The sequence below is a fragment of the Candidatus Enterococcus testudinis genome (genome assembly GCF_002140915.1).
GTDB lineage: Bacteria > Bacillota > Bacilli > Lactobacillales > Enterococcaceae > Enterococcus_D > Enterococcus_D testudinis.
In genome coordinates this window covers 2,522,457-2,547,075 of record NZ_NGKU01000001.1, presented here as the reverse complement: position 1 = coordinate 2,547,075, position 24,619 = coordinate 2,522,457, and the positions used below count along the sequence as shown (strand labels likewise).

24 protein-coding genes are annotated in these 24,619 nt (G+C 43.9%); 20 read left to right on the top strand and 4 right to left on the bottom strand.

The features are described 5' to 3' along the window. Nucleotides 1-175 precede the first annotated feature (175 nt). The 8 genes from A5886_RS12365 to A5886_RS12330 all read left to right on the top strand — a co-directional run bounded on the left by A5886_RS12365 (nt 176) and on the right by A5886_RS12330 (nt 7,341). On the top strand, nt 176-802 hold the full coding sequence (locus tag A5886_RS12365) for a glycosyltransferase family 32 protein (protein WP_086275408.1): 627 nt from the start codon (nt 176-178) through the stop codon (nt 800-802). An 86-nt stretch (nt 803-888) separates the two neighbouring features. Then, the gene (locus A5886_RS12360) at nt 889-1,401 is read left to right on the top strand and encodes a GNAT family N-acetyltransferase (protein WP_086275407.1); all 513 of its coding nucleotides are present in this window, start codon (nt 889-891) and stop codon (nt 1,399-1,401) included. Between the two features lie 129 nt (nt 1,402-1,530). Then, entirely contained in the window at nt 1,531-2,373 is an 843-nt protein-coding gene (locus tag A5886_RS12355) for a DUF368 domain-containing protein (RefSeq protein WP_086275406.1), read from the top strand. 244 nt (nt 2,374-2,617) lie between these two features. Then, the gene (locus A5886_RS12350; RefSeq protein WP_086275405.1) at nt 2,618-4,075 is read left to right on the top strand and encodes an amidase; all 1,458 of its coding nucleotides are present in this window, start codon (nt 2,618-2,620) and stop codon (nt 4,073-4,075) included. A gap of 20 nt (nt 4,076-4,095) precedes the next feature. Next, on the top strand, nt 4,096-4,941 hold the full coding sequence (locus tag A5886_RS12345) for a transporter substrate-binding domain-containing protein (protein ID WP_143353792.1): 846 nt from the start codon (nt 4,096-4,098) through the stop codon (nt 4,939-4,941). After that, nucleotides 4,941-5,612: an amino acid ABC transporter permease gene (locus A5886_RS12340; protein WP_086275404.1), complete on the top strand. Its 672-nt coding sequence runs from the start codon at nt 4,941-4,943 to the stop codon at nt 5,610-5,612. Before A5886_RS12345 ends, A5886_RS12340 begins: the two co-directional genes overlap by 1 nt. A 147-nt stretch (nt 5,613-5,759) precedes the next feature. Further along, a complete protein-coding gene (locus tag A5886_RS12335) occupies nt 5,760-6,407 on the top strand; it encodes a GyrI-like domain-containing protein (protein WP_086275403.1) in 648 nt (215 codons plus the stop codon). Further along, nucleotides 6,400-7,341: an ROK family protein gene (locus tag A5886_RS12330; protein WP_086275402.1), complete on the top strand. Its 942-nt coding sequence runs from the start codon at nt 6,400-6,402 to the stop codon at nt 7,339-7,341. Before A5886_RS12335 ends, A5886_RS12330 begins: the two co-directional genes overlap by 8 nt. Nucleotides 7,342-7,444: 103 nt before the next feature. Here the strand turns inward: A5886_RS12330 and A5886_RS12325 are convergent, their stop codons facing one another. Beyond that, entirely contained in the window at nt 7,445-8,635 is a 1,191-nt protein-coding gene (locus A5886_RS12325; RefSeq protein ID WP_086275401.1) for an AI-2E family transporter, read from the bottom strand. A gap of 168 nt (nt 8,636-8,803) precedes the next feature. On the opposite strand from A5886_RS12325, the gene A5886_RS12320 reads away from it, so the two are divergent. Both A5886_RS12320 and A5886_RS12315 read left to right on the top strand, forming a co-directional pair. Further along, on the top strand, nt 8,804-9,007 hold the full coding sequence (locus A5886_RS12320; protein ID WP_086275400.1) for a DUF1659 domain-containing protein: 204 nt from the start codon (nt 8,804-8,806) through the stop codon (nt 9,005-9,007). 34 nt (nt 9,008-9,041) lie between these two features. Continuing rightward, the gene (locus tag A5886_RS12315) at nt 9,042-9,254 is read left to right on the top strand and encodes a DUF2922 domain-containing protein (protein ID WP_086275399.1); all 213 of its coding nucleotides are present in this window, start codon (nt 9,042-9,044) and stop codon (nt 9,252-9,254) included. 79 nt (nt 9,255-9,333) lie between these two features. On the opposite strand, the gene A5886_RS12310 is transcribed toward A5886_RS12315, so the two are convergent. Further along, nucleotides 9,334-9,717: a PaaI family thioesterase gene (locus A5886_RS12310; protein ID WP_086275398.1), complete on the bottom strand. Its 384-nt coding sequence runs from the start codon at nt 9,715-9,717 to the stop codon at nt 9,334-9,336. Between the two features lie 171 nt (nt 9,718-9,888). Here A5886_RS12310 and menB point away from each other — a divergent pair, with 171 nt between their 5' ends. Genes menB through menC form a run of 6 tightly spaced genes read left to right on the top strand, consistent with a single transcriptional unit; the run spans nt 9,889 to nt 17,202 of the window. After that, nucleotides 9,889-10,704, top strand: coding sequence for a 1,4-dihydroxy-2-naphthoyl-CoA synthase (gene menB / locus A5886_RS12305; RefSeq protein WP_054115518.1), 816 nt, complete (start codon nt 9,889-9,891; stop codon nt 10,702-10,704). Further along, on the top strand, nt 10,704-12,155 hold the full coding sequence (gene menE / locus A5886_RS12300; RefSeq protein WP_086275397.1) for an o-succinylbenzoate--CoA ligase: 1,452 nt from the start codon (nt 10,704-10,706) through the stop codon (nt 12,153-12,155). Before menB ends, menE begins: the two co-directional genes overlap by 1 nt. Further along, nucleotides 12,148-13,515, top strand: a complete 1,368-nt coding sequence (locus A5886_RS12295; protein WP_086275396.1) for an isochorismate synthase — start codon at nt 12,148-12,150, stop codon at nt 13,513-13,515. The genes menE and A5886_RS12295 overlap by 8 nt, the downstream gene beginning before the upstream one ends. Continuing rightward, a complete protein-coding gene (gene menD, locus A5886_RS12290; protein WP_086275395.1) occupies nt 13,508-15,217 on the top strand; it encodes a 2-succinyl-5-enolpyruvyl-6-hydroxy-3-cyclohexene-1-carboxylic-acid synthase in 1,710 nt (569 codons plus the stop codon). The genes A5886_RS12295 and menD overlap by 8 nt, the downstream gene beginning before the upstream one ends. Further along, nucleotides 15,214-16,047, top strand: coding sequence for a 2-succinyl-6-hydroxy-2,4-cyclohexadiene-1-carboxylate synthase (gene menH / locus A5886_RS12285; RefSeq protein ID WP_086275394.1), 834 nt, complete (start codon nt 15,214-15,216; stop codon nt 16,045-16,047). The genes menD and menH overlap by 4 nt, the downstream gene beginning before the upstream one ends. Before the next feature lie 24 nt (nt 16,048-16,071). Beyond that, the gene (gene menC, locus A5886_RS12280; protein ID WP_086275393.1) at nt 16,072-17,202 is read left to right on the top strand and encodes an o-succinylbenzoate synthase; all 1,131 of its coding nucleotides are present in this window, start codon (nt 16,072-16,074) and stop codon (nt 17,200-17,202) included. A gap of 12 nt (nt 17,203-17,214) precedes the next feature. Here menC and A5886_RS12275 read toward each other — a convergent pair whose 3' ends face one another. Both A5886_RS12275 and A5886_RS12270 read right to left on the bottom strand, forming a co-directional pair. After that, a complete protein-coding gene (locus A5886_RS12275) occupies nt 17,215-18,747 on the bottom strand; it encodes an AMP-binding protein (RefSeq protein WP_086275392.1) in 1,533 nt (510 codons plus the stop codon). Between the two features lie 139 nt (nt 18,748-18,886). Continuing rightward, nucleotides 18,887-19,513: a DapH/DapD/GlmU-related protein gene (locus A5886_RS12270; RefSeq protein WP_086275391.1), complete on the bottom strand. Its 627-nt coding sequence runs from the start codon at nt 19,511-19,513 to the stop codon at nt 18,887-18,889. Between the two features lie 91 nt (nt 19,514-19,604). Here A5886_RS12270 and A5886_RS12265 point away from each other — a divergent pair, with 91 nt between their 5' ends. The 4 genes from A5886_RS12265 to A5886_RS12250 all read left to right on the top strand — a co-directional run bounded on the left by A5886_RS12265 (nt 19,605) and on the right by A5886_RS12250 (nt 24,569). Further along, a complete protein-coding gene (locus A5886_RS12265; RefSeq protein WP_086275390.1) occupies nt 19,605-20,798 on the top strand; it encodes a phosphoglycerate dehydrogenase in 1,194 nt (397 codons plus the stop codon). Between the two features lie 55 nt (nt 20,799-20,853). Continuing rightward, complete coding sequence (locus A5886_RS12260) at nt 20,854-21,504, top strand: GntR family transcriptional regulator (protein ID WP_086275389.1); 651 nt, start codon at nt 20,854-20,856, stop codon at nt 21,502-21,504. A 130-nt stretch (nt 21,505-21,634) separates the two neighbouring features. Beyond that, the gene (locus A5886_RS12255; protein WP_086275388.1) at nt 21,635-22,849 is read left to right on the top strand and encodes a quaternary amine ABC transporter ATP-binding protein; all 1,215 of its coding nucleotides are present in this window, start codon (nt 21,635-21,637) and stop codon (nt 22,847-22,849) included. Continuing rightward, a complete protein-coding gene (locus A5886_RS12250; protein WP_086275387.1) occupies nt 22,842-24,569 on the top strand; it encodes an ABC transporter permease/substrate binding protein in 1,728 nt (575 codons plus the stop codon). The genes A5886_RS12255 and A5886_RS12250 overlap by 8 nt, the downstream gene beginning before the upstream one ends. Nucleotides 24,570-24,619: the final 50 nt, after the last annotated feature.

The following is a 24,619-nucleotide window of genomic DNA, read 5'->3' as shown; positions in this document are numbered from 1 at the left end:
CGAAATCGCGTTTGTTAGTAAAAAATGATTGTGTTGATTTTATCATGAATCTGAACATGAAGCAAAGTTATCTGATTTGTCTGTCATTTCGTTCTTTCCATTGCGGTGTAAATCATTTTGCATCAGTCATAGAATCAGCTACACTAATGATATACAGTAAAAAGGAGCGAGTTGCATGATACCAAAAAAAATCCATTATTGCTGGTTTGGTGGCAATCCATTAGGAGAACAAGAAAAGAATTATATGGATACTTGGCGCAAGTATTGTCCAGATTATGAAATCAAACGCTGGGATGAGTCAACGATCGATTTGTCTAAATTTGGTCCTTATCTCAAAGAAGCCTATGAACAAGAAGAATGGGCCTTTGTTTCCGATGTTGTTCGGCTGTATGCGTTGGTGACAGAAGGCGGGATCTACATGGATACCGACATCGAAGTCGTCAAATCATTGGATGATTTACTTACACTAGATGCATTTATGGGATTTGAGATCGAAACCAAAATTTCTACAGGTATCATTGGGGCCGCACCGCATCAAACCTTTATGGAAGAATGGCTCCATGATTACGATGATCGAAGGTTCGTGCGAGCAGAAAAAACAGAAGACGTTGTGACAAATGTGATCCGCGTGACAGAATTACTTCAAAATCATGGCTTGCAATTAAACAATGAAAAGCAAACTGTTGCAGGAGTGACGATTTTTCCGCAAATGACTTTTTCACCGAAAAGCTATATTACCGGAGAAGTAGAAGAGGATCCATCAACACTAGTTATCCATCAATTTTCCGGTTCATGGTTATAACAATGAGAAGCCCCCAGCAAGGGCTTTTTTTGTTGCAAAGAATCGGTTATGATAGAACAATCTGATGAAAACGAGGAGGAGCAACAGTGGAAATCAAACAATGTACCATAGCAGATTTGGCTGAACTGGCTGAAATCAGTGTCAGCACTTATTTTGACACCTTCGAGGCGTTTAACTCGGCAGACAATATGCGCATTTACTTAGAAGAAGCCTATAACAAACCTAAACTAACTAAGGAACTGAATACAGCTGAATCAGCCTTCTTTTTTATTCAACATGAAGGTGAAACAGCTGGCTATCTAAAAATCAATTGGGGGCGCGCACAAACAGAATCGATTGCTCCTGATGGATTAGAGATTGAGCGAATCTATATCAAATCAGCTTTTAAACGATTAGGATATGGAAAACTGTTGCTGACGCATGCTGAAAAAATGGCTCGTGAAATGCAAAAACGCTCGATTTGGTTAGGCGTCTGGGAACACAATCCAAATGCATTAGCCTTCTACGATCAAATGGGTTTTGAAAAAGTCGGCAGTCATTCCTTTTTCATGGGAGATGATGAGCAAACGGATTTCTTGATGGAAAAACAACTTGACTAGATACAATCGATGAAAAGTGATAGATGTAGAAATCGCTTTTCATTTTTTTTGGAATCAAGTATAGTTAAAAAGGATCAATGAAAAAAAGTAGGATTGCTGCATAGCGATCGTTAAGGAGTTTAAAAGTAAATGGAAGAACGAAAAAATGAAAGTGTGTTATCCCGATTTATGAAAGGGGTCATTATTGCACTTGGCTTTATTTTGCCAGGGGTTTCTGGTGGGGTTCTAGCCGCTATTTTAGGGATCTATGAACGTATGCTTCGGTTTATGGCGCATCTAACCAAAAACTTCAAAGAAAACCTCTTGTTTTTCTTGCCAGTGGGTATTGGTGGGATTGTTGGGATTGGGCTATTATCGAAACCCTTAGAGTGGCTGTTGCAAAATTATCAGATTATCGTCCTTTGGGGGTTTGCCGGGGCAATCATAGGGACATTGCCTGCTTTGGCCAAAGAATCAACTGCCAAGAGCAAGCGGTCAAAAGGCGACCTTTTCTGGTTTTTCGGTACGATGGCTATTGGCTTTTTGTTCTTGTATTTCATGGGGGATATTTTAGGTACCATCCCAGCCAACTTCTTGGGTTTTGTATTGGCTGGCGGCTTGATTGCATTAGGTGTCTTGGTACCGGGTTTGAGTCCATCCAATCTACTGCTGGTGTTAGGATTATATGATCCGATGCTGAAGGGATTTAAGAGCTTTGATATTGTCGGTGTTTTTTTGCCAATCGCCATCGGTGGTTTGGCAGTCATGCTGCTGTTTTCTAAATTGATGGAGTGGTTATTGGCGCACTTTCATTCCAAAGTCTATCATTTCATTTTAGGTATCGTGGTTGCTTCTACTATTTTGATCGTGATTCCCCCAGTTGCCGACTATACAGGATTCACTTGGTTGACAGCTGTCATCGGGATCATCTTGTTTGGTTTAGGTTTGTGGCTAGGTCTATGGATGAGCAAGTTGGAAGATAAGTATAAATAGAGAAAGAGAGCGGTGAAAACTGCTCTTTTTTTGTGCAGAAACCATTTTTTGTATATGATTTTGAAATGAAACAGGAATGATAACTGTTATATTTTTGTTGCGATTTCCAAATGAATTTGATATATTAATCTTTATAATTAAGGAAAATATAGTATATAATACAGGGAGTATGCTTGTATGTTTAATAACGGGGTTAATTTTTTTTCTGATTAGAGATTCGCTCAGAAAGACGAGGAGGAAAACCATGCAAGATGCAACGTATTGGGCAGAACAATTAAACAACGGTAATCTCAGCTTTACGGAACGTTTAGATATGATCGAAACAAAGATTGCACAGCACAATCCAAAATTGAATGCGCTTATTCATGTGGATCGCGACGCTTCGTTGAAAGCTTATCAAGCTGGCCGCAAGCAACAGCGACTTTTTGGCGGTCAACCGATGCCTTTGAAAATTCTCGGTCAAAGCAAAGCGGGTTGGCCAGCAACAGCCGGTGCAAAGTTGTTTGCTGATATGAAAGCGAATCAGACCGCACATTTTGTGACGGCTCTTGAACAGGTTGGCTTTGTGCCTTTCGGACAGACCAATGCGCCAGAATTCGGTTTTAAAAATATAACGGATCCCGAACTATATGGTGCGACCCGTAACCCCTGGAATCCGCTCTTTTCTGCTGGCGGCTCAAGTGGTGGTGCCGCAGCCGCAGTTGCCAGCGGGATGTTCCCGATTGCGGGGGCCAGCGATGGGGGTGGGTCAATTCGGATCCCTGCTTCCTTCACGGGACTGATTGGATTGAAACCCACCCGTGGGGCAATGCCGGTTGGACCGGGTGAATGGCGCAGTTGGCAAGGTGCGTCGATCAATTTTGCCTTAACAATTTCTATGCGGGATACGCAACGATTGTTTTATGGGCTGCGAACGTCTCAACCAGCGGCGCCTTATCAGGCACCACAAGTGGAATGGACACATCACAAAGCCAGTCAGAAGAAGCAATTAAAGGTTGCTTTTTCTACGAAATCACCAGTGGGCCAGCAGGTATCCGAAACGGCAATTCAGGCAGTGAGAAATGCTGTAGATTTCTTGACTGAGCAGGGACATCAAGTGGAAGAAGTCGATTACCCCATCGATGGGCAGCGAATGATGCGCAGTTATTATGCCATGAACGGTGGCGAAACAGCGGCAATGTTTGCGGACATCGAAGCTGCACGTGGTCAAAGTGTGGGAATCAGTGAAATGGAATTGATGACTTGGGGATTGTATCAATATGGGCGTAAACTATCAGCGGCAACGTATATTCAATCCCTGCAGTACTGGGATCAAATTGCCGAAAGAATGGAACGGTTTTTTGAGTCGTTCGATCTGTTTTTGACACCAACGACAGCTTTCACAGCACCATTGATCAATGCAGACTTGCAAAGCGATGCGATCCGTCGCAACTTACAGCACATCGATGGTCTTTCAGAAGCGCAAGCAGCTGATGTGATATATGAGATGTTCGATCAGAGTTACCAACTGACACCCTATACACAATTGGCAAATCTGACTGGGCAACCAGCCATTAGTTTGCCAACGACGGTCAGTGATGAAGGGTTACCACTGGGGATCCAGTTTATGGCATCAAAAGGACGTGAAGACATCCTATTTCAAGTAGGGCAGCTGTTTGAAGACTGTGCGCAATTTCGGTTGCCCCCTAGTGTAACAGAATAAAGACTTTTTAGGAGGAAATAATGAGTATTTGGCATAAAGGAAAAGTAGCGATGGTGATTGGTTTGGCTAGTTTCGCTTTAGGTGCTTGTGGCAATCAAAGCGATTCAATTGAAGACCAAAGTGTAAGCAAAGTGGAAGAAGCTAAGACGTTAGTGGTTGCAACGTCTGGTACGCTTTATCCGTCTTCTTATTATAATGACAGCAATGAATTGGTTGGCTATGATGTCGATGTGGCAAAAGAAGTGGCCAAGCGATTGGGTGTCGAGATCGAATTCAAAGAATATAACGTTGATGGGCAAGTATCCTCTTTGACCAAAGGAGAGGCAGATTTTGCTGCCAATGATTTTGGCCTAACGGATGAACGGGCAGAAAAATTTAGCTTGTCAGAACCAATCAAATATTCGTTTGATAGTATGATCGTGCGGGAAAGTGATGATTCTGGTATTGCTTCGTTAGAAGATTTAAAAGGCAAAAAAGCGGCCGGTGAACCCAATACCAGTTACATGCAATTAGCGGAATCCTATGGCGCAGAGTTGGTGACTTATGACAATGCCACGAATGACCAATACTTGACGGATGTGGCCAATGGTCGGACTGATGTGATTTTAAACGATTACTATCTGCAAAAAATGGCTGTGGCAGCGATGCCAGATATTCCTGTGAAAATTTTGGAAGATGTTTATTTTAATCCAAATGAAACCGGGTTTTTATTTGTCAAAGATCACGAAGCGCTACGAGAAAAAGTAGATGAAATCTTGGCAGAGATGAAAGATGACGGCAGCTTAAAAGCGCTTGCTGAGGAATATTTCCAAACCGATATTTCGGTCAAATCTGATCAAGAATTTGACACTGCGGCATCAAACTGATGTATATACCAACGCTTGATTTGTCGTTGATGTGGGCGTCATTGCCTTATTTGTTGACAGGATTGTCCTATACAGTCGGTATTGCAGTTGCTTCTTTTCTTGGCGGCAATGTAGTGGGCATCTTGTTGACAGTACTAGGGATGATCCATAACCCAATTATTCGCGGATTTGTTCGGGGCTATCTTTCATTTCTGAGAGGTGTACCGGCGCTGGTCTTGCTGTTTTTACTCTATTTTGGCCTACCGTATCAGTTGTCTGCATTGAGCGCAGCGATTATTTGTTTCACATTGACCAGCAGCGCGTTTATTGGTGAAATCTATCGCGGGTCGATTGCAGGTGTGGATCGTGGACAGTTTGATGCTGCATATGCGTTGGGACTGTCTTTCAGTCAAACTATGCGCTTGATTATCTTACCGCAAGCATTTCGTATTTCCGTACCGGCGTTAAGCAACGTGGCAATGGATCTTTTAAAAGGGACCTCATTGGCAGCGATGATCACGATTCCGGATATTTTTCAAAAAGCCAAAATCGTAGGCGGACGTACCTTTGACTATATGTCGATGTATGTTTTGGTTGCTATCATCTATTGGCTGCTTTGCATGGTGATCGAGGCGGGGCAGAAGTGGTTGGAGAGTTATTTTATGCGAAGATTTACTGGTGGGACGGATTAGGTACTTTTATAAACGAAGCGTAATCTCTATAGGTAAATGGAGGTGCTCTTCGTTTTTTTTTTATTACGAATAAATAGATATTCCTTGACAAATCAATGTTGATTTCATGGTAAAATAGTTGGAAATACAGTTCAGAAGGAGGATTCAATGAAATACGAATGGCGAAAACAAGAAAAAGATGTGTATGTACCAAAGAAACCAACGATCCTCACAATACCAACCTATCACTTCATTGGGTTAAACAGTCAAGGTGATCCCAATCGACCGGCATTCGCTCAACAAATCGAGGCTTTGTATAGCGTGGCCTACAGCATCCGTATGGGATTGAAAAAAGGAACGATTGGTTCACCTTTTGAATATACGGTCTATCCATTAGAAGGTGTGTGGACCTCGAAAACAAAACCTGATGGTCCAGTGAAGAAAGATGAATTGATCTACAAAATCATGATCCGACAGCCTAAACAAGTCACAGAAAGTATGTTTCAAGCGCAGTTACTGGAAGTGAAAGAAAAAAAGCAAAATCCTTACTTGGATCATTTGATTTTTGAAAGTTATGAAGAAGGGTTGGCGGTCCAAGCGCTTCATATCGGCCCTTTTGAAACGGAGCCAGAAACTTTTGCTCAAATGAAAGAAGTATTGGCGCAAGAACAATTGATGATTCGGCCAACGATGGACAACTTTCAACATCGTGAGATCTATTTGAGCGATCCGAGAAAGACTGCACCTGAAAAAGCGAAGACGGTCTTGAGATGGGCGGTGGCATCGATTGGTGAGGAGGATGCGCTGAATGAGTAAACACTATCTAAGCATCGACATCGGAGGCACCCATCTCAAATCCGCATTGATTGACCGTTCCGGACATATTCTGGCAAAAACACGAACCAAAACACAGAAATCGTTGCCTGATTTTTTAGCAGCGATCGAGGGGATCATCAGTGAACGCCAACAAGAGATTCGTGGCATCGCTTTTAGTACACCAGGGAAGGTCGATACTCAGAAAGGAACCATTTCCTTTGGTGGTGCCTTGCCATTTTTGGATGGTGTGTCTTTGAAAGAGATACTGACGGCGAAGTTCGCTTTGCCTGTGTCAGTCATCAATGATGGCAAAGCGGCGGCTTTAGCCGAATTATGGTTGGGCAACTTGCAAGGTATCGACAATGGTGCCGCTATCACATTAGGAACAGGTATTGGTGGGGGCATCATTCTTGATGGTCGATTGGTCGAGGGTACTCATTTTCAAGCAGGAGAGTTAAGTTTCATGCTTAATGCTGCCAGAAATAGCGAGAATGTGAATGAACAAAGACTGTCGGTTCAGCAACTATATGGTTTTAGCGGCTCAGCAGTTGCCATGATTCGTCAAGCTGCGAAACAACTCGGACTGGATGACTTAGCGGATGGCGAAGCTGTTTTTGAAGCAATTAATCGTAAAGATCCACAGGTATGGCCTTTGTTTGTGGAATATTGCCGGGAAATCGCTTGTATGATTCTCAATGTTCAGTCAGTGGTCGATTTGTCCTGTTATGTGATTGGTGGGGGAATTAGTGCACAGGAAATTGTTTGTGAGGAAATCAATCATCAATATGATGGGTTACTAAATAGTTTGCCGTTGTTGCAACAAACACTGACTAAGCCAATGATCAAAGCTTGCCATTTTCAGAACGATGCCAATATTTTAGGGGCGTTGTATCAATTCTTTTTATCTCATGAGAATAATCAGTTAGCAAAATAAATAGTCAAAAACAGGCACATCTTGCCATTGATCCATAGGATCGGTAACAAGATGTGCCTATTTGATTTTGAACATATGAACTGTGTCTTAGCAGACAACAGCTTTATTTTTTCGCCGACCGATCTTCGTCACCTAAGTAATCTTTACTCGTGAAAGCACTGTGGAAGTATTTGCCATCTTGTCCATAGAAACGATTATAACGTTGCTTGAACTTGCGAAATAGATAGACTACCAATACTTTGATCAAGCAATAAATCGGAATCCCGAAGATCACTCCTACTAGGCCCATCAAATCCCCCATGACCAATAAAACGACCAAAATCGTAATAGGATGGATTTTCAAACGATCCCCCATGACACGAGGTACGACCAAATCGCCATGAAGTATTTGAACAGCGAACCAAGCAATCAAAAATTTGATCAACATGCCCGTCGAGTCCTGTGCAGCAATAAATAACCCCGGGAAGAAGACGATGAAGGGACCAATATAAGGGATAATACACAAAATACCAGCGGCAATGGCGATAATACTGGCATATTCCAAACCAATCAACAAGAAAACGACCCAGTAGATAGCGCCTAAAATTAGAGATGAGATGATTTGACCTTTTAGGAAAGCACCTACTTGCAGATCGGAGATTTTCACCAGTTCGTTAAAATCTTTTCTAAAGCGAGGCGGAATCAACGACAAAACCGAAAAATAAAACTTATTGGGATTGCGCAGCAAGAAGAACGCAATGATGGGTCCTGTGAATAATGCGATAAAGAGTGTGGAAATCGTAGAGAAAAGACTACTTAATCCAGCAGCACCTGTCTGCCAATAATTACCGATGAAGGACATGATGTTATTGGCAATATCTTGAAACGTATCCGTGATCTGACTCATTTCATCGTTGAAAGGTGTATTTGCTAAAAATGAATCAGCATTTTGTTGAAAATCATCCACTAAATCAGGCAAGCTATTGATTAGATCCGTGGTTTGTTGGGCCAATACAGGATAGAGCTGGAAACCTGCAAAGACGATCAACAAAGCAATAATCAAATAAATGCCCGTGATTGTGACGGTACGGGGAATCTTTGGTGCCAATTTGTCGACGATTGGATTAAATAAGTAGTATAAAATCAAGCCAAACAAAAATGGCGGGATAATAGCTGTTACGATGGCTGCAAAAGGTGTAAACAAAAAAGAAATTTTATTCAATAAAAAGATAGCGACTGTACATAGGATAATCAAGCCCAGAACATAATAACTGGTTTTGCCACCTAAAAATTGGATCAAACGATTTTTTTTCATAATATGCCTCACTTTCTATTCCTCATTATAGCGAATCTCATTATTTCTGTAAAAAAAGAGTGAGTCTGAACAAAAATATTTTTACTTTTAACGTCTATTGTCGTTTCTATTTATGTAAGGGCGCCACTTACAGATGCAACATGAATCAAAAGAAAGGATGTGGGGAATATGAAAATCGGTACAACAACCAAATTGGCCGTGCGTATTGATACGCCTGATTCAGAAAAGCCGATCAATCAAACATTGAATCGTGTCACGAATGGTGCCAGTGAAGCGCAAATCGTCGCTGTCGGCGAAGCATTGACGCAGTTCTCAGAGACCGCGGCATTGTCTTCCGTTGTCGAAACGATCCAAAATGAATATGTCAAATAACCGTTGCTGAAAGAAGCAAAGAAAGGAGACGCTGATGAAAAAATTACACACGATTTTCTTGAACAGTGAAGGCAAGAAGCATACCTTGCAACCGAAAGTCTTTGATGAAACGATTTCTGCCGAACAAGTGCGGCAAGGCATGGAAGCTATTGCAGCAGTGGGCATCTTTGCAAGCAATGATGTGCAATATTACGCAGAAGTATCAGGTGCGAAGATTGTTGAAACCATCGAAACACAATTGTTTTAAAAAATAGGCATACACAAAAACAGCGAAAGGGCCGCCTTTCGCTGTTTTTTTTTTATAGAAAAAGGCAGTAGCCGTTGTTTTAGCTGCTGGCTTCTTTTTTCTTCAATGTTGTCAAGGTACAACGGCCAACAGCGGTCTTTGGTCCATGTTCTTGCCAAATCGTTGCTTGCCAAGTTTGGATACGGGCGCCGATTTTATCAGGGGTGGCTTCAACGATCAGCGTGCCGTCTTGGACAGCATGTAAATGATTGACTTGCAGATCCACACCGGCAGCAAAAGCTTCATCTGCTGCTAATGCTTGGTTGGCGCCGATACTGCACGCCGTTTCGATCAACACACCATTGATCCCGCCGTGGAGGATACCGAAGGGCTGTTTGTGTTGTGGGCCAACATCCATTCGTAATCGGACAAGTGCAGCGGTGGTTTCCTCAATTTGAATGCCTAATGTGTCGAGTAAGTTCATACAGTGGACTCCTTTTTTTGTTTGATTATAGCATGTTTTCTGGCGGCTATCCCTGCACGTATTGGTTCAAATAAGATTTTTTATAGGAAATGAATGATTCAAAGCAATTTCCAACGAAAAGCACGTAGTTATGTGTATAATGGAACTATGTGAGTTGAGGAGGAAATTGGAATGAGAGAATGGAAATCCCTTAAAGAGTATGATGAAATTTTATTTGAACAGCATGGTAAAGTGGCGAAGATCACGATCAACCGTCCCCATGTACACAATGCCTTTACACCAAAAACGGTGTTTGAAATGATCGATGCATTTTCTATCAGTCGTGATGAACCCGGTATCGGTGTGATTATTTTGACTGGTGCTGGCGATAAAGCCTTTTGTTCTGGCGGCGACCAAAAAGTACGGGGACATGGTGGATATGTCGGTGAAGACCAAGTACCACGTTTGAATGTTTTGGACCTGCAACGTCTGATCCGGACACTGCCAAAACCAGTGATCGCAATGGTCAAAGGCTGGTCGATTGGTGGCGGGAATGTTTTGCAATTGGTCTGTGATTTGACAATTGCAGCAGAGAACGCTAAGTTTGGTCAAACTGGACCGAACGTGGGCAGTTTCGATGGCGGTTATGGTTCTGGATACTTAGCACGTACGATTGGCCATAAGAAAGCCAAAGAAGTCTGGTTTATGACAAAACAATATACAGCTGAAGAAGCATTAGCAATGAACTGGATCAATACGGTCGTACCTCTAGAAGAGGTCGAAGACGTGACGATGGAATGGGCTGAAACCATGTTGCAAAAGAGTCCATTGGCCTTACGAATGATCAAAGCTTCAATGAATGCAGATACGGATGGATTAGCGGGTATTCAACAATTAGCAGGGGATGCAACCTTGTTGTATTACACAATGGATGAAGCCAAAGAAGGCCGCGATGCCTTTAAAGAAAAGCGTCAACCTGACTTCGATCAATTCCCTAAATTCCCATAATGACAGGGAGTTGGCTGCAAAGGCAAGCACAACTTCATCCAGAACGACCAGCTTTTTATTGGCAGAATAAAAGCTGGTCGTTTGCTGCCTTACAAGCAGAAGTGAACCAATATACTGCCTATTATCATCCTAAATTAGAAGAAGCAAGCCGTGTAGCGATTTTCAGCGAGAATCAACCGGAAATGGTCTTTACGATCCTTGCCTTATGGGAATTAGGAATCGAAGTCCAGTGTTTGAATACCAGGTTGACCAATAAAGAGTTGGTCTTTCAACTGCAAGATGCAGATTGTCGTTTTGTGATCACCGACAAGCGGCTTGATTTAGCAAACGTTCAATTGCTGCCATTTGGCAAAACTGCAGCTGCTTCCTTTGAGGTGGCGGAACGTCAGGTGTATCAACCCAACCAGATAGCATCGATCATGTATACTTCTGGGACGACAGGGAAGCCAAAAGGCGTGCCGCAAACCTTTGGCAATCATCAAGCAAGTGCGCAAGCCACACAGCAAAACTTAACGATTTCAGTAAATGATTGCTGGCTGTGTGCCGTACCGCTATATCATATCAGCGGTTTATCGATCGTACTGCGGATGTTGCAATTGGGCATCAGTATGCGTTTGTATGATCGTTTCGATCCGCAAGACATGGCGACTGATCTAAGCAACAGTCAAGGGACAGTGGTTTCATTGGTGAGCAAAATGCTCAGGGATCTATTGCCCTTTGTACCTCAAGCAGGGTTTCCTGCGTTACGCTATATTTTGCTGGGCGGTGGCCCTATTGACCGCGGCTTACTTGCTCAATGTCAGCAAAAGCAGTTGGCTGTCATCCAGTCCTACGGCATGACGGAAACGTGTTCGCAAGTGGTTGCTTTACCGCCAGATAAAGCAATTGCCAAACGAGGGGCCTCAGGCATTCCGTTGAAGAATGTCCAGTTGCAGATTGTTGATACAACACATTCTTCAGGCGTAGGGAGAGAAGCAACCTGTACTGTCGGAGAAATCTACTTGAAAGGCCCAGCAATTGTCTCGAGTTATCTCAATGATCGAGGAAACGAACAGTGGGATCACCAAGGATGGTTTGCAACTGGCGATTTAGGCTATTTAGATGAAGAAGGGTATCTCTATGTAGTGAGCCGCTCAAGTGAACTGATTATTTCTGGCGGTGAAAATATTTATCCTGCAGAAGTAGAACAAGCACTGCAACAGCATCCAGCGATCGTTGAAGCAGCAGTTGTTGGCCAAGACAATCCTCAATGGGGGCAAGAAGCTGTTGCCTTTGTAGTATTGAATCAATCGGTCACCAAACAAGCTCTGCTGGATTCTTTAGAAGATACGATTGCCCATTATAAATTTCCCCGCCGTTTTTTCCAGATGGACACATTGCCACGCACAGCCAGCGGCAAAGTCATCAAGCGGCGGCTGTTAAGTGAAGAAAGAGTGAACGAGATTGAATAGTACTGTAACGAAAGAGTATCAACAAGCGTTTGATTCGGGGAAAAGCTACTTTAGTACCTGTGAAGAAATTGTCTGTGGTGATGTTTTGGCCCTTTATGCTGTGGCTGAGACAGCGAAAGGTGCCCGTTATTTTTGGCGCAATCCTGATCAAACGATGACAATAGCGGCATTTCATTGGTTAATCGATTATCAAGCACCTAGTTTAGCAACATTTGATGCGATTCAAAATGATGTGAAAAAAAACCATTATCAGCCCGAAACTGATGCCTGCCAAGCATTATTGCTGGGTGGTTTTGCTTTTGATACGCACCGTGCTGCGCAAGATGAATGGGGGCAGCTGGGCAGTGGTCTATTTGTGTTGCCTGAAATCATGATCAAACAAGAAGGAACCAAAACATGGGCTGTGTATACCGTTACAGCAGCCGACGAAGCAGAAAGACTGACCAAAGTTGCTGCACTACATGGGCAAGTCTTGTTATGGCTTGCTGCCTGTCGTCAAGAAAAACAAACGTCGTCGTATGCTGTGATGACTGACCAAGTAGAGGTTGCTGTTCCTGAATGGCTGCAAGCAGTCGATGCGACTGTCCAAGCAATCAAAGACCCGATCACAGATTTGACTAAAGTCGTCTTGGCCCGACAAATGCGCTTGACGACAACAGATACGATGCATAGTGAGACAGTTCTGGCACATCTGAACCAACAACAACCAAGTACCTATTTGTTTGCTTTGGAACAAGGCGATACCTTTTTTATTGGGGCTACGCCAGAACGCTTATTAAAAGGAACGAATGAGTATTTTGAAACGGTGAGTATTGCGGGTTCGGCTCCTAGAGGACAGACAGAGGCGGAGGATCAAGTGCTTGCTGAGGGGCTTTTGTCAGACCCTAAAAATACCCATGAGCATCAAGTCGTTGTGGATCGCTTGGCACATGCGTTGTCTACATTGATTGAAGACGGCTTCCATTCGGAAAAGCGTTCTGTAATCAAGAACCGTGATATCCAGCACTTATTTGTTCCGCTCAAAGGAAAACGGAAGCCGGCTGTTTCTTTTTTGACGGCGGTTCAAAAACTGCATCCGACACCGGCTTTAGGTGGGGAACCAAAAGAGGCGGCTGTTCAATGGATCAGAGACCATGAACCAAAAAGCCGTGGCATGTATGGGGGACCGATTGGTTGGTTAGGCATCCAAGAGGATACTGGCGAGTTTGCGGTAGCGATCCGTTCAGGAGTTGTAACCAAAAACGAGGCGACATTGTATGCCGGGTGCGGTATTGTCGCGGACTCACAGGCTTTAGCAGAGCAGCAAGAAACGCGTTTGAAATTTCAACCAATGAGAAGGGGGATCATCGGAGATGTCTAATCAAGAAGTGATGACGGATTATTTGCTGGCGGCGATCGCAGGCTTAAAAGCTGCTGGCGTCACCAGAGGGGTGATCAGTCCAGGTTCGCGCTCAACACCTTTGGCATTGTTGTTGCACCGGGATCCTGAGATAGAATGTTTTGTGGATGTCGATGAACGCTCGGCGGCTTTCTTTGCGTTGGGGATGACCAAAGTGGATGGAGAACCAACAGTCTTATTGTGTACATCGGGGACTGCTGCCGCCAATTACTATCCGGCGATTTGTGAAGCAGAAGCCGTCAATCTGCCGTTGATCGTGCTCACCGCAGACCGACCGCCTGAATTAAGAGGTGTCGGCGCACCACAAGCAATGGATCAGCAACAGTTGTATGGCTCCCACGTCAAACAAATGATTGAAATGACCGTACCTGAAAATCAACCGAATATGTTGCGTTATAGTTTTTGGCAAGCCGCCAATAGTGTGACAGAAGCCAAAAAACACCCCAAAGGTCCTGTGCATATCAATTTCCCATTACGGGAACCTTTGCTGCCAGATCTTGAGAAAAGCAGTTCCTTTCATCAACCATTCGTCTATGTAGAACCAATCAAGCAACTTGCCGAAGAAATGATCCAGCAAGTATTGCCGCAACTTCAAAAGAAGGGTGTCATCATTGTAGGAGAGGCTTTGACATTGACTCAAGCGCAACACTTGCGCCTCTTTGCTGGGAAAATCGGTTGGCCGATCATTGGTGATCCTTTGACCAATTTAGCCACCTGCGGCATAGCTGCAGGTACATTTATCAGCCAAGCAGATTTACTGCTGCCGCAAATAGACGAAACTTTTCAGCCAGAAGTCGTGCTGCGTTTCGGGCGCTTGCCTGTAACCAAGAATGTACTGTTGTGGTTGGACCGATTGCCAGCATCCACCACATGGTTATTTGTGGATGCTTCTGGACAATGGCAAGATCAATTGCATCGGGCGCATTATTTGATTGAAGCGGAAATCGATTGCTTTACTGACCAATGGCAACATCATGATTTTCAAGTCGATCAGGGGTGGATCACTCAATGGCAGAGAGTACAAACAGTTGCCAATCAGATCATCGTTGATCAATTCCTGGATCATCCTTTTGATGAGAGTCAATCTGTACGGATGCTGCAACAATCTTTGCCAACAGATGCACAGATTCTATTGGCCAACAGCAATGCGATTCGGTTCTTTGATCGATACGGCAGTGAAACAATGCAACCATATCGTGTGTATGGCAATCGGGGCGTCAACGGCATAGACGGGTTGATCTCGACTGTGGCGGGCATTGCGCAAGCGAGCCAAAAGCCAACCTATCTATTGATTGGTGATTTGGCTATGTATCACGATATGAACGGCTTACAGTTGCTGCGGCAATATCAGTTGCCGGTGACGATTATTTTGTTGAATAACGATGGTGGCGGGATTTTCTCTTTCTTATCGCAACAGACGTTAGCACCGGAAGATTTCGAGCCGTTATTTGGCACATCGTTGCATCTTGATTTTCAGAAAGTAGCCGCATTATATGACGCTGATTGGTCTTTAGCAGAAAGTGTTGAGGCGTTTCAAATGCAAATCAACGCGTCTGCTATGGAACCGCGTTTTCAAATCTTAGAAGTACGGGGCACTCAGCAAGAACCAGTTTCACTTTGGACACTGAGTCAGAAACGGTTTGCTGAGGAGTGGGCCAAATGATTCATCAGATTCGTGGCGTCAATTATGCGTATCAATGGCTGCAGCCTTATGATGATCAGCGACCAACGGTAGTTGCCTTGCATGGTTTTACTGGCACAAGGAACACCTTTGTGCCGATGTTTGACCAGCAGCAAAGCTATAATATATTGGCGATTGATTTGATTGGCCATGGGCAGACGGATGTGTATGTCCATCCCATGCGCTATGAAGTACCGCTATTAGTGGCTGATTTGGCGGAACTATTGGCATGGTTAGAGATACCGCGGTATCTCCTCTATGGCTATTCAATGGGGGCCAGAGTAGCGTTGGCTTGGACGACGCACTTTCCAGATGCTGTGGAGGGGTTGATTATGGAAAGTGGCTCACCTGGTCTATTCACTACTGCGGAAAGAAGCGCGCGTGTCAAACAAGACCGCCGTCTTGCGCTAAAATTGATGAAAGAGCCCCTCGCAACATTTGTTGAGTATTGGCAAGCATTGCCGTTGTTTGCAAGTCAGTATAAGTTACCAGCCGAGGTGCAGGAACGGGTTAGACATGGGCGATTACAACAAGCGCCTTTTGGCTTGGCGATGAGTCTGGCTTATGGGGGAACGGGCAAACAACCAAGCTATTGGGCTGCTTTGGCAAACATCCACTGTCCAATCCTTTACATCGCTGGAGACAAAGACCTTAAGTTCCAAGCTATCGGTTTACGAATGAAAGAACAGCAGCCAGCAATCACTTACCGCGTGGTTCCAGCAGCCGGACATTGTATTCACTTAGAACAACCAACTGCTCTTTTGCAGCAGATCAACGACTGGTTCTTCCAGCAATTTGACAGAACGGCGTAAGTTCAAAAGAAAGAGGTCGCATCTATGGATATCAAAAAAATAGAATCGATTGCTTGTCGATTGCCATTGAGACAGCCCTTTGTGACAAGCTATGGCCAATTGAATGAAAAAGCCTTTGATATCATACGCATCACAGCGGCTGATGGCAACGTAGGATTTGGCGAGCTGGTCGCATTCGAACAACCAGATTATATCGAAGAAACGCTTTTTTCAGCCCGGCAAGTGATCTGCCAACAGTTGCTGCCATTGTTGACTGCGACGCCTATCGATCACCCAGACCAAGTGTCTTCATTGTTTTCCGTTGTACAAGGCAATGCCATGGCAAAGTCTGCGGTGGAAACAGCAATGTGGGATTTATATGCCAAGCAAGCGGGGCGTAGTATCACTGATTTTTATCCCACGCAAAGGGGGAAAATCGCAGTAGGGGTGAGCGTGGGGATACAACCTGCGACTGATCGATTATTGGATCAAGTAGGACAATATGTCGCACAAGGCTACAAACGTATCAAACTGAAAATAAAACCAGGGCTAGATCGAGAACCGCTAGCAGCCATTCGCGCACGGTTTCCTGAAGTGTTGCTTATGGCAGATGCCAATGGCGCATATGTGGGACATGAGGAGATGTTATTGGCATTAGATGATCTTGGTCTTGTGATGGTCGAGCAGCCATTGCGGGTGCGGGATCTAACTGGACATGCTGCATTGCAAAAAAACATGCGCACGCCATTGTGCCTGGATGAAGACATTCGTTGTGCAGAGGATATTGCCACTGTGGCAGCTTTAGGCAGCTGCAGAGCAATCAATCTAAAGATTCCTCGAGTTGGCGGCATCACCGAAGCGCAGAAAATCGTGACAGCTTGTGCCGACAACGGATTGACTGTCTGGTTAGGCGGCATGTTCGAATCTGGCGTCGGAAGGGCGATGAATCTCCAATTCGCTAGCCAAGCGCCCTTTCAGTTTCCTGGGGATCTATCGGCCGCTGACCGTTATTATTATGATGACATTGTGACACAACCTGCTGTGATGGAAAACGGATTGATCACTGTACCAAGCGGATTAGGCTTTGGCGTGACACTAGATGAAGAGAAACTGACGAGATATGGACAAGCACCGCACATTATATTTGAACAAAAAAACAGCATCCCACGCGCGTGAGATGCTGTTTTTTTATGCTTTAAATTCTTTTTCGATCTGCAATCGTTGCACTTTCATCGTGGCTGTTCTTGGTATGTCTTCATAGTCGCGCAACAGTGGTTCATTCAGCCGAGGCAGATCAACTACCGCTTGCCACCAAGCATCCCAGTCCATGTCGCGATTGGGTGCCAAAGCGATGATTGGTTGAGGAGAATCTTCTTTGTCTCGAACAATCACAACTTCGGCCAGAAAATCAAGTTGATCCAGCAATAGATCTTCTAAAGCTAAATTACTTTCAATCGATTTGATCAAATCGACTTGACGGTCTTTCAAGTATAAGTGACCAGTTTCATCGATCATTCCATAATCTCCGCTATCCCACCATGCATCGTAGACATTATCTGCAAAACGCTGATCTTCTTTGTAATAGGTCAAAGCGCGACCTTTAGAAAGAAAGTGGATATGGCCATCGGTGTTGATGGGCAATTCATTGCCCTTGGCATCAGTGATCCGGGCCTTTGTCAAATCAGTTAACCCAACCCCCATATCACGGGCGTTGTTTTCTTTCAGGCTTTCAAGGGTATGGGCCTTCAGAATCATTGGCCCACACTCGCTTTGTCCATAGACTTGCAAGAAAATCGCCTCATGATCCGTTGCAGTTGCTAAGAAAGAAGCCATAGTCTGATTGTTGATCGCATCAAAGGTGGAATGATAATAACGAATACCCGCGAATGCTTCTGGGTGTTCTTCTGCCACAAAGCGCCATTGAACGAAATTGTTTGGATGTGTTTCTAACGCAATCGGCGGATATTCAGTGAGCATTCTAACAATATGCGGTCCAGTTGCACCGGCCAAAGGCATCATAGGAAAGCCCATCGCCATCAATGAAGAAATACCGATATTGAATCGAGAATGTACGGGCGAGATGTGAAATGCAACTAAATCAGATGCCGCTTGTTGCCGATCGATTTTGGTGAAAATGGTTTTTTGCCATTTGGTGCGCCAGCCCATGGATTGCGCCGAGTGACAAATCAATTTAGGTATACCCGTCGTACCAGAAGTGTGGGTCATATAAGAGATGTGATCCTCCGGCAGTTTCACTTGAGGGACTGGTTGGGCTGGTGCCAATAGTAATTTGCGGACAGTGATTTGTTTGTTCGCACTACTGTTTTTGACCAATGCGATCCGCGCTTCTGTTTCTTCGTCAAAGAGGATATAGGGATCTTCCAAACGCGCAACAAATACTTCAATCGTTGCTGCTGGAAAATGATAAGAAATCATGACAGGGACAGCGCCTAAATAAGAGGCAGCCGTAGCCAATAAATACGTATCAAACTTTGAGGATTTATACAAAATGATTTTGTCTCCTGATTTGACACCCAAAGCCGCCAATTGATAGGCTCTTTTTACGATTGCTTCATGGCTGGAACGGTAAGTGCTTTGGTAGCCCAATTCAGGAAAAGCACCTAAAATTTCATCATGGATGATTGGGACATCGGGGTATGTCTGTGCTGCTTCTTGGTAGTTGGTATATAGATTCAATGGTCGATAACTAAGTAGATCCATGTATGACACTCCTTAAAGTTCGTGAAACTATTCATTTACTGCTTATTTTAGCATAGTTGCGTTTTCACACAAGGTATTCTTACTGATTTTTTTAAAACAAAAACCTAGCCAACAGGGTCGACTAGGGCGATAAAAATGGCTATTTTCTTGCATACTTTGAAATAAATTCATTGATTGGCAGGCGGAAATCCAAATATCGCGCTTCTAACACTTCTCGTGACCATTCCCACCAAGCGATGTCTTGCAAAGCTTGAATCGTTTCTGGATCAAAACGGTATTTGATTGTTTTGGCAGGTACGCCGCCAACGATTGCGTAAGGAGGTACATCTTTTGTTACCACAGCATTCGAGGCAATCACGGCACCGTTGCCGACAGTGACACCTGCTTGCACGACTGCACCATGGCCAATCCAAACATCGTTGCCAATAGTGGTTGTTATTTCTTTACGTTTCGCCAAAAATTCTTGGTCCTTTGGGGCAAAACCGTAGCCTTCTCCGTTATACGCAAACAGATGCTGACTAGGTCTTTCGTAAGGGTGATTGGTTGGTCCAATGCGGACTGCTGCGGCTATACTGACAAAACGGCCGATTTGGCTGTTTTGAATAAAACAAAATTGTCCAGTATACGTATATGTATCCAACGTAGAATGATCGATATGGTTTGCTTCTCCGATTTCTACATAATCTTTGAGTTGCGTGTCTTGAACCTGTGAATCTTTGCCGATAATTGGTTGTTCATCCTGAAATTGTGTGATCGATAAATGCATATCCATCATCCTTTCTTGCGTATTGCTATCATTCTACCTCACTTTTGGGTAATATTTGATGAATAAGCATTTTGAAAGTGGGGGGATTTGGATGAGAAATATCTATTTGCTGGATAAAATAACAGAACCGACAAAAAGTAGAGCAATCAAAAAAAGGTATTCTTTTCAAGATTCGGCTACACCAGAAGCCATTTTTGTAAGAAGCAAACAAGTGCCGGATGCTATGATCACACCTGAGCTGGCAGTCATTGCGCGCTCGGGAACCGGAACAAACACGATCAATATTGAGAAATGTACAGAAAATGGCACAGTGGTCTTTAACACGCCCGGTATTAATGCCAACGCAGTCAAAGAATTGATATTGGCAAATTTATTTTTGCATGTACGCCCATTAAATAAAGCCCACACTATCATGGATCAAATCAAAGAAGAGGCGAGAAAAGGGGAAATTGCAGCGGCGGATATACTAGCTATTGCTGAAGAACGCAGGTCAGCAATCATTGGGGAAGAATTGGCGGGAAAGACAATTGGTATTCTAGGATTGGGTGAAATTGGGGAACGGTTAGCGGAAGCTTGTTTCCATTTAGGAATGGATGTGATTGGCTATGCGCGCACACAAAAAGAGAGTCAATTTTTCGAACAAACGGCAGAACTATCGGAACTATTGCAAGAAGCCGATTTTGTGGTTGTGTTATTGCCATTGAATGAACAAACAAGTGGATTGATCGATGAAGCAGCGATAGCCCAGATGAAGCCTGATACCGTTTTGCTAAACTTTGGCAGAGGGGAAATCGTTGAAGAAACAGCTGTACTGTCAGCATTGGACCAAGGAATCCTGAAACAGTACATCACCGATTTTCCGACAGCCGCGTTATTGAACCATCCGCAAGTGATTTGTTATCCCCACATGGGCGGAACGACGATCGATGCGTTGACCGCAGGAGACCAAGTCGTTTTTGCTCGTATGGATCGTTATTTGCGCTATGGGACGATCAAAGAAGCTGTGAATTATCCACAAGTCACATTGCCTTTTTTGGCCCCTCATCGGATAACGATTTTTCATAAAGATGCGCCGGGTGCGTTGGCACCGTTGTTAAAATTACTGTCAGAAGCGGCTATTGATATCGCGCATTTGGCGAGTGAGAGACAGTCAGGAATGGCGTATACGATCATTGATCTGGCTGAACATGATACGAAGGGATTAGCTGCCGTTGCCGCATTGCTGCGTGAATTGCCGCAAGTTCACCGGGTCCGTCTGCTGCGTAATCCCCATAGCGATGAATAGTTGTCAGGTGAGCCAATTCTTGTTATCATGAAAAAAAATGCAAAGGAAGTTCTTCATGACCAGTCAGTTCCCAAACAAAAAGAAAGTCGCATTGCCCAGATATCAACAGATTGCCGTCGAAATCGCTGAACGGATCGTTGAAAATCGTTATCAAGTCGGTCAAAAAGTCCATGCGCGTTCTACTTTAGCCAGCAATTTCAATGTCTCTCCTGAAACAGCCCGCAAAGCTATTAATGTCTTGGTTGATCTTGAAATCATGGATGTACGTCATGGCAGTGGTGCCTACATTGCTTCGAAAGAGAAAGCCCAAGCGTTTGTCGAGCAATATCAAGATGTTCAAACGATCCAGGAAATTCGCGCTGATATTTTAGAAAGTGTCGACCGCCAGCAGCAAGAACTGGATAATTTTTCTGAATTATTGAATGTGTTGGTGCAGCAAACCAAGAAAGTACATCATATGAGTCCTTTTGTGCCATTCGAGCTAGCTTTGACGGATGAAGCCCAACATTTAGAAAAAAGTGTTAACGAGTTGAATATTTGGCAAGTGACCGGCGCCACCATTATAGCCATTCAAACTACAACAGAATTGCTGCTGTCACCTGGACCCTATGCGAAATTCAGTGCCGGTAATAAGATATACTTTGTGGGTAATGAACTTTCGCTGCAACGAATGAACAATTTCTTTTACCCAAGTGATCCTCATTAAATCGAATAAATTTGGCTATTTCACATTGTCTGTGACTTAGCCGAATTTTTTTTTTGACAAAGTGACCACCGCTTGTTACTATAGTATGGTCACTTTCGTGAAATTTTTCAGAAAAAGGAGTAATTTTCATTTGAGTAAAGTTAAAGTGGAACACTTAACCAAAATTTTTGGCAAAAAGAAGCAACAAGCGTTTGCCATGATCCAAGAACAACGCAGCAAGAATGAGATTTTAGAAAAGACCGGGGCGACTGTTGGTGTGTATGATGTCAACTTTGAAGTCAACGAAGGAGAAATTTTTGTCATCATGGGCTTATCAGGGAGTGGGAAATCTACCTTGATTCGTTTGTTGAATCGCTTGATCGAGCCTTCTGGCGGAGACATCTATATTGATGGCGTAGATATTGCAAAGATGAGCAAAGAAGAGTTGCGGGAAGTCCGTCGTCATAAAATCAATATGGTATTCCAAAGTTTCGGCTTGTTTCCTCATCGCACGATTTTAGAAAATACCGAGTATGGTTTAGAAGTGCGTGGTGTGCCAAAGGAAGAACGAACCAAGAAAGCAGAAAAAGCGTTAGATAACTCAGGACTATTGTCCTTTAAAGATCAATACCCTGACCAGTTATCTGGTGGTATGCAGCAGCGGGTCGGCTTGGCACGGGCGTTAGCCAATGATCCAGAAATCTTATTGATGGATGAGGCCTTTTCAGCACTGGATCCTTTGATTCGTCGTGAGATGCAAGATGAATTATTAGAACTGCAAGCCAATGTCCAAAAAACCATCATCTTTATCACCCATGATTTGAATGAAGCCTTAAGAATTGGTGATCGGATCGCCTTGATGAAGGATGGACAAATTATGCAAATTGGTACAGGGGAAGAAATTCTAACCAATCCTGCCAATCAGTATGTCCGTGATTTTGTGGAAGATGTTGATCGGTCGAAAGTCTTGACGGCCCAAAATATCATGGTGCCAGCGTTGACTACCAATGTTGAAATTGATGGACCAAGCGTGGCTTTGAATCGTATGCGTAAAGAAGAAGTCAGTATGTTATTGGCTGTAGATAAGCGCCGTCATCTTAAAGGGAGTCTAACAGCTGAATCAGCGAGAGATGCCCGCAAAAACAATTTGAGCCTTAAAGAAGTCATTGATAAAAATGTTCAAAAAATTGATAAAGATATGTTGGTTACAGATATTTTCAATTTGATTTATGACTCTCCAACACCTTTAGCGGTCGTTGAAAATGATCGTTTGATTGGCGTCGTGATTCGCGGCAGTGTGATTGAGGCACTTGCAGAAACGGATACGCAATCAAGCACAAAGGAAGGGGTAGTCATTAATGGGTAACTTTTTACAACAAACGATTCCGGTAGCAGATTGGGTGGAGGCTTTTACTGAATGGCTGACAAGTACATTCAGCGGGTTATTCTCCGCTTTACAATCCTTTGGTCAATTGATCATGGATACCATCACCAATGTTTTATTGTTCGTACCGCCTTTGGTATTGATTGTGTTATTGACGATTGCCGCCTTCTTAGTGTCAGGTAAAAAATGGGGACTCACCGCCTTTACATTTGTTGGTCTGTTGTTTATTTATAACCAAGGTTTGTGGACAGACTTGATGAATACTGTGACATTGGTCTTGCTTTCTAGTTTGGTTTCGATCATTATTGGGATTCCACTAGGGATCCTCATGGCCAAAAGTGAAAAAGCACAAAGTATCGTCACACCGATTCTGGACTTTATGCAAACTATGCCAGGCTTTGTCTACTTGATTCCTGCCGTTGCTTTCTTTGGCATCGGTATGGTACCAGGGGTCTTCGCCTCTGTCATTTTTGCACTACCGCCAACTGTACGAATGACCAACTTAGGTATTCGTCAAATTTCTCGCGAATTAGTGGAAGCGTCAGATTCCTTCGGCGGCACTGGATGGCAAAAGTTGATCAAGCTTGAATTGCCGTTGGCCAAAAGTACCATCTTGGCAGGTGTCAACCAAACAACCATGTTGGCCCTATCGATGGTCGTCATCGCATCAATGATCGGTGCCCCAGGTTTAGGACGCGGCGTCTTATCTGCTTTACAGCGGGCACAAGTAGGGAATGGATTTGTCAGCGGTGTTTCATTGGTGATCTTAGCTATCATTATGGACCGCTTCACACAAAACTTGAATAAACCAGCACATAAGAAACAAGCCGTTACAGCGAAAAGCCGTAAGCAAAAAAGATTATTCGGCGGTGTTGCCGCGGTAGCAGTTGTGGCGTTGATCGGTGCGTCTGTAACTTTTGGAAATGTGTCAGACAATAAAGGCACTGTCAATTTGGCCTATGTTGAATGGGATACAGAAGTTGCCTCAACACATGTAGTCGCCGAAGTCTTATCTGAGATGGGGTATGAAGTCAATACAACACCTTTGGATAATGCGATTATGTGGGAATCAGTGGCAAAAGGCGAAGTGGACGGAATGGTTGCAGCGTGGCTGCCTTCTACTCATGAAGCCCAGTATGCACAATATCAAGATCAAGTGGAAAATTTAGGGCCTAATTTAGAAGGTGCCAAGCTAGGAATCGTTGTTCCCAGCTATATGGATGTAGATTCAATTGCGGACCTTTCAGATGAAGCAGGCAAAACAATCACTGGAATCGAACCAGGTGCCGGTGTGGTTTCAGCTGCTGAAAATACGGTTGCCTCTTATGATAATTTATCTGATTGGCAAGTGGCGACTTCCTCTTCGGGTGCCATGACAGTTGCCTTGGGACAAGCTATCAAAAATCAAGATGAGATCGTGATCACTGGTTGGTCGCCCCACTGGATGTTTGCGAAGTACGACTTGAAATATCTAGATGATCCTGAAGGAACGATGGGAGATGCGGAAAGCATCAATACGATGGTACGCCAAGGGCTCTCTGAAGATATGCCTGAAGTTTACGACGTACTGGATAAATTCAGCTGGACCCAAGAAGACATGGAAGAAGTCATGTTAGCCATCAATGATGGTGCATCTGCAGAAGACGCAGCTAAAGATTGGGTAAACAATCACGCAGAAGAAGTTGCAGCGTGGACAAACTAAAATAGACAACAAAACCAGTCCAATTTGGGACTGGTTTTGTTGTTCTTAGA

What these genes read in the sequence shown, in the direction of transcription:
- A5886_RS12365 (WP_086275408.1), top strand. Translation starts at nt 176, where the DNA reads ATGATACCAAAAAAAATCCATTATTGCTGGTTTGGTGGCAATCCATTA.
- A5886_RS12355 (WP_086275406.1), top strand. Translation starts at nt 1,531, where the DNA reads ATGGAAGAACGAAAAAATGAAAGTGTGTTATCCCGATTTATGAAAGGG.
- A5886_RS12350 (WP_086275405.1), top strand. Translation starts at nt 2,618, where the DNA reads ATGCAAGATGCAACGTATTGGGCAGAACAATTAAACAACGGTAATCTC.
- A5886_RS12345 (WP_143353792.1), top strand. Translation starts at nt 4,096, where the DNA reads ATGAGTATTTGGCATAAAGGAAAAGTAGCGATGGTGATTGGTTTGGCT.
- A5886_RS12340 (WP_086275404.1), top strand. Translation starts at nt 4,941, where the DNA reads ATGTATATACCAACGCTTGATTTGTCGTTGATGTGGGCGTCATTGCCT.
- A5886_RS12335 (WP_086275403.1), top strand. Translation starts at nt 5,760, where the DNA reads ATGAAATACGAATGGCGAAAACAAGAAAAAGATGTGTATGTACCAAAG.
- A5886_RS12330 (WP_086275402.1), top strand. Translation starts at nt 6,400, where the DNA reads ATGAGTAAACACTATCTAAGCATCGACATCGGAGGCACCCATCTCAAA.
- A5886_RS12325 (WP_086275401.1), bottom strand. Translation starts at nt 8,635, where the DNA reads ATGAAAAAAAATCGTTTGATCCAATTTTTAGGTGGCAAAACCAGTTAT.
- A5886_RS12320 (WP_086275400.1), top strand. Translation starts at nt 8,804, where the DNA reads ATGAAAATCGGTACAACAACCAAATTGGCCGTGCGTATTGATACGCCT.
- A5886_RS12315 (WP_086275399.1), top strand. Translation starts at nt 9,042, where the DNA reads ATGAAAAAATTACACACGATTTTCTTGAACAGTGAAGGCAAGAAGCAT.
- A5886_RS12310 (WP_086275398.1), bottom strand. Translation starts at nt 9,717, where the DNA reads ATGAACTTACTCGACACATTAGGCATTCAAATTGAGGAAACCACCGCT.
- menB (WP_054115518.1), top strand. Translation starts at nt 9,889, where the DNA reads ATGAGAGAATGGAAATCCCTTAAAGAGTATGATGAAATTTTATTTGAA.
- menE (WP_086275397.1), top strand. Translation starts at nt 10,704, where the DNA reads ATGACAGGGAGTTGGCTGCAAAGGCAAGCACAACTTCATCCAGAACGA.
- menD (WP_086275395.1), top strand. Translation starts at nt 13,508, where the DNA reads ATGTCTAATCAAGAAGTGATGACGGATTATTTGCTGGCGGCGATCGCA.
- menH (WP_086275394.1), top strand. Translation starts at nt 15,214, where the DNA reads ATGATTCATCAGATTCGTGGCGTCAATTATGCGTATCAATGGCTGCAG.
- menC (WP_086275393.1), top strand. Translation starts at nt 16,072, where the DNA reads ATGGATATCAAAAAAATAGAATCGATTGCTTGTCGATTGCCATTGAGA.
- A5886_RS12275 (WP_086275392.1), bottom strand. Translation starts at nt 18,747, where the DNA reads ATGGATCTACTTAGTTATCGACCATTGAATCTATATACCAACTACCAA.
- A5886_RS12270 (WP_086275391.1), bottom strand. Translation starts at nt 19,513, where the DNA reads ATGCATTTATCGATCACACAATTTCAGGATGAACAACCAATTATCGGC.
- A5886_RS12265 (WP_086275390.1), top strand. Translation starts at nt 19,605, where the DNA reads ATGAGAAATATCTATTTGCTGGATAAAATAACAGAACCGACAAAAAGT.
- A5886_RS12260 (WP_086275389.1), top strand. Translation starts at nt 20,854, where the DNA reads ATGACCAGTCAGTTCCCAAACAAAAAGAAAGTCGCATTGCCCAGATAT.
- A5886_RS12250 (WP_086275387.1), top strand. Translation starts at nt 22,842, where the DNA reads ATGGGTAACTTTTTACAACAAACGATTCCGGTAGCAGATTGGGTGGAG.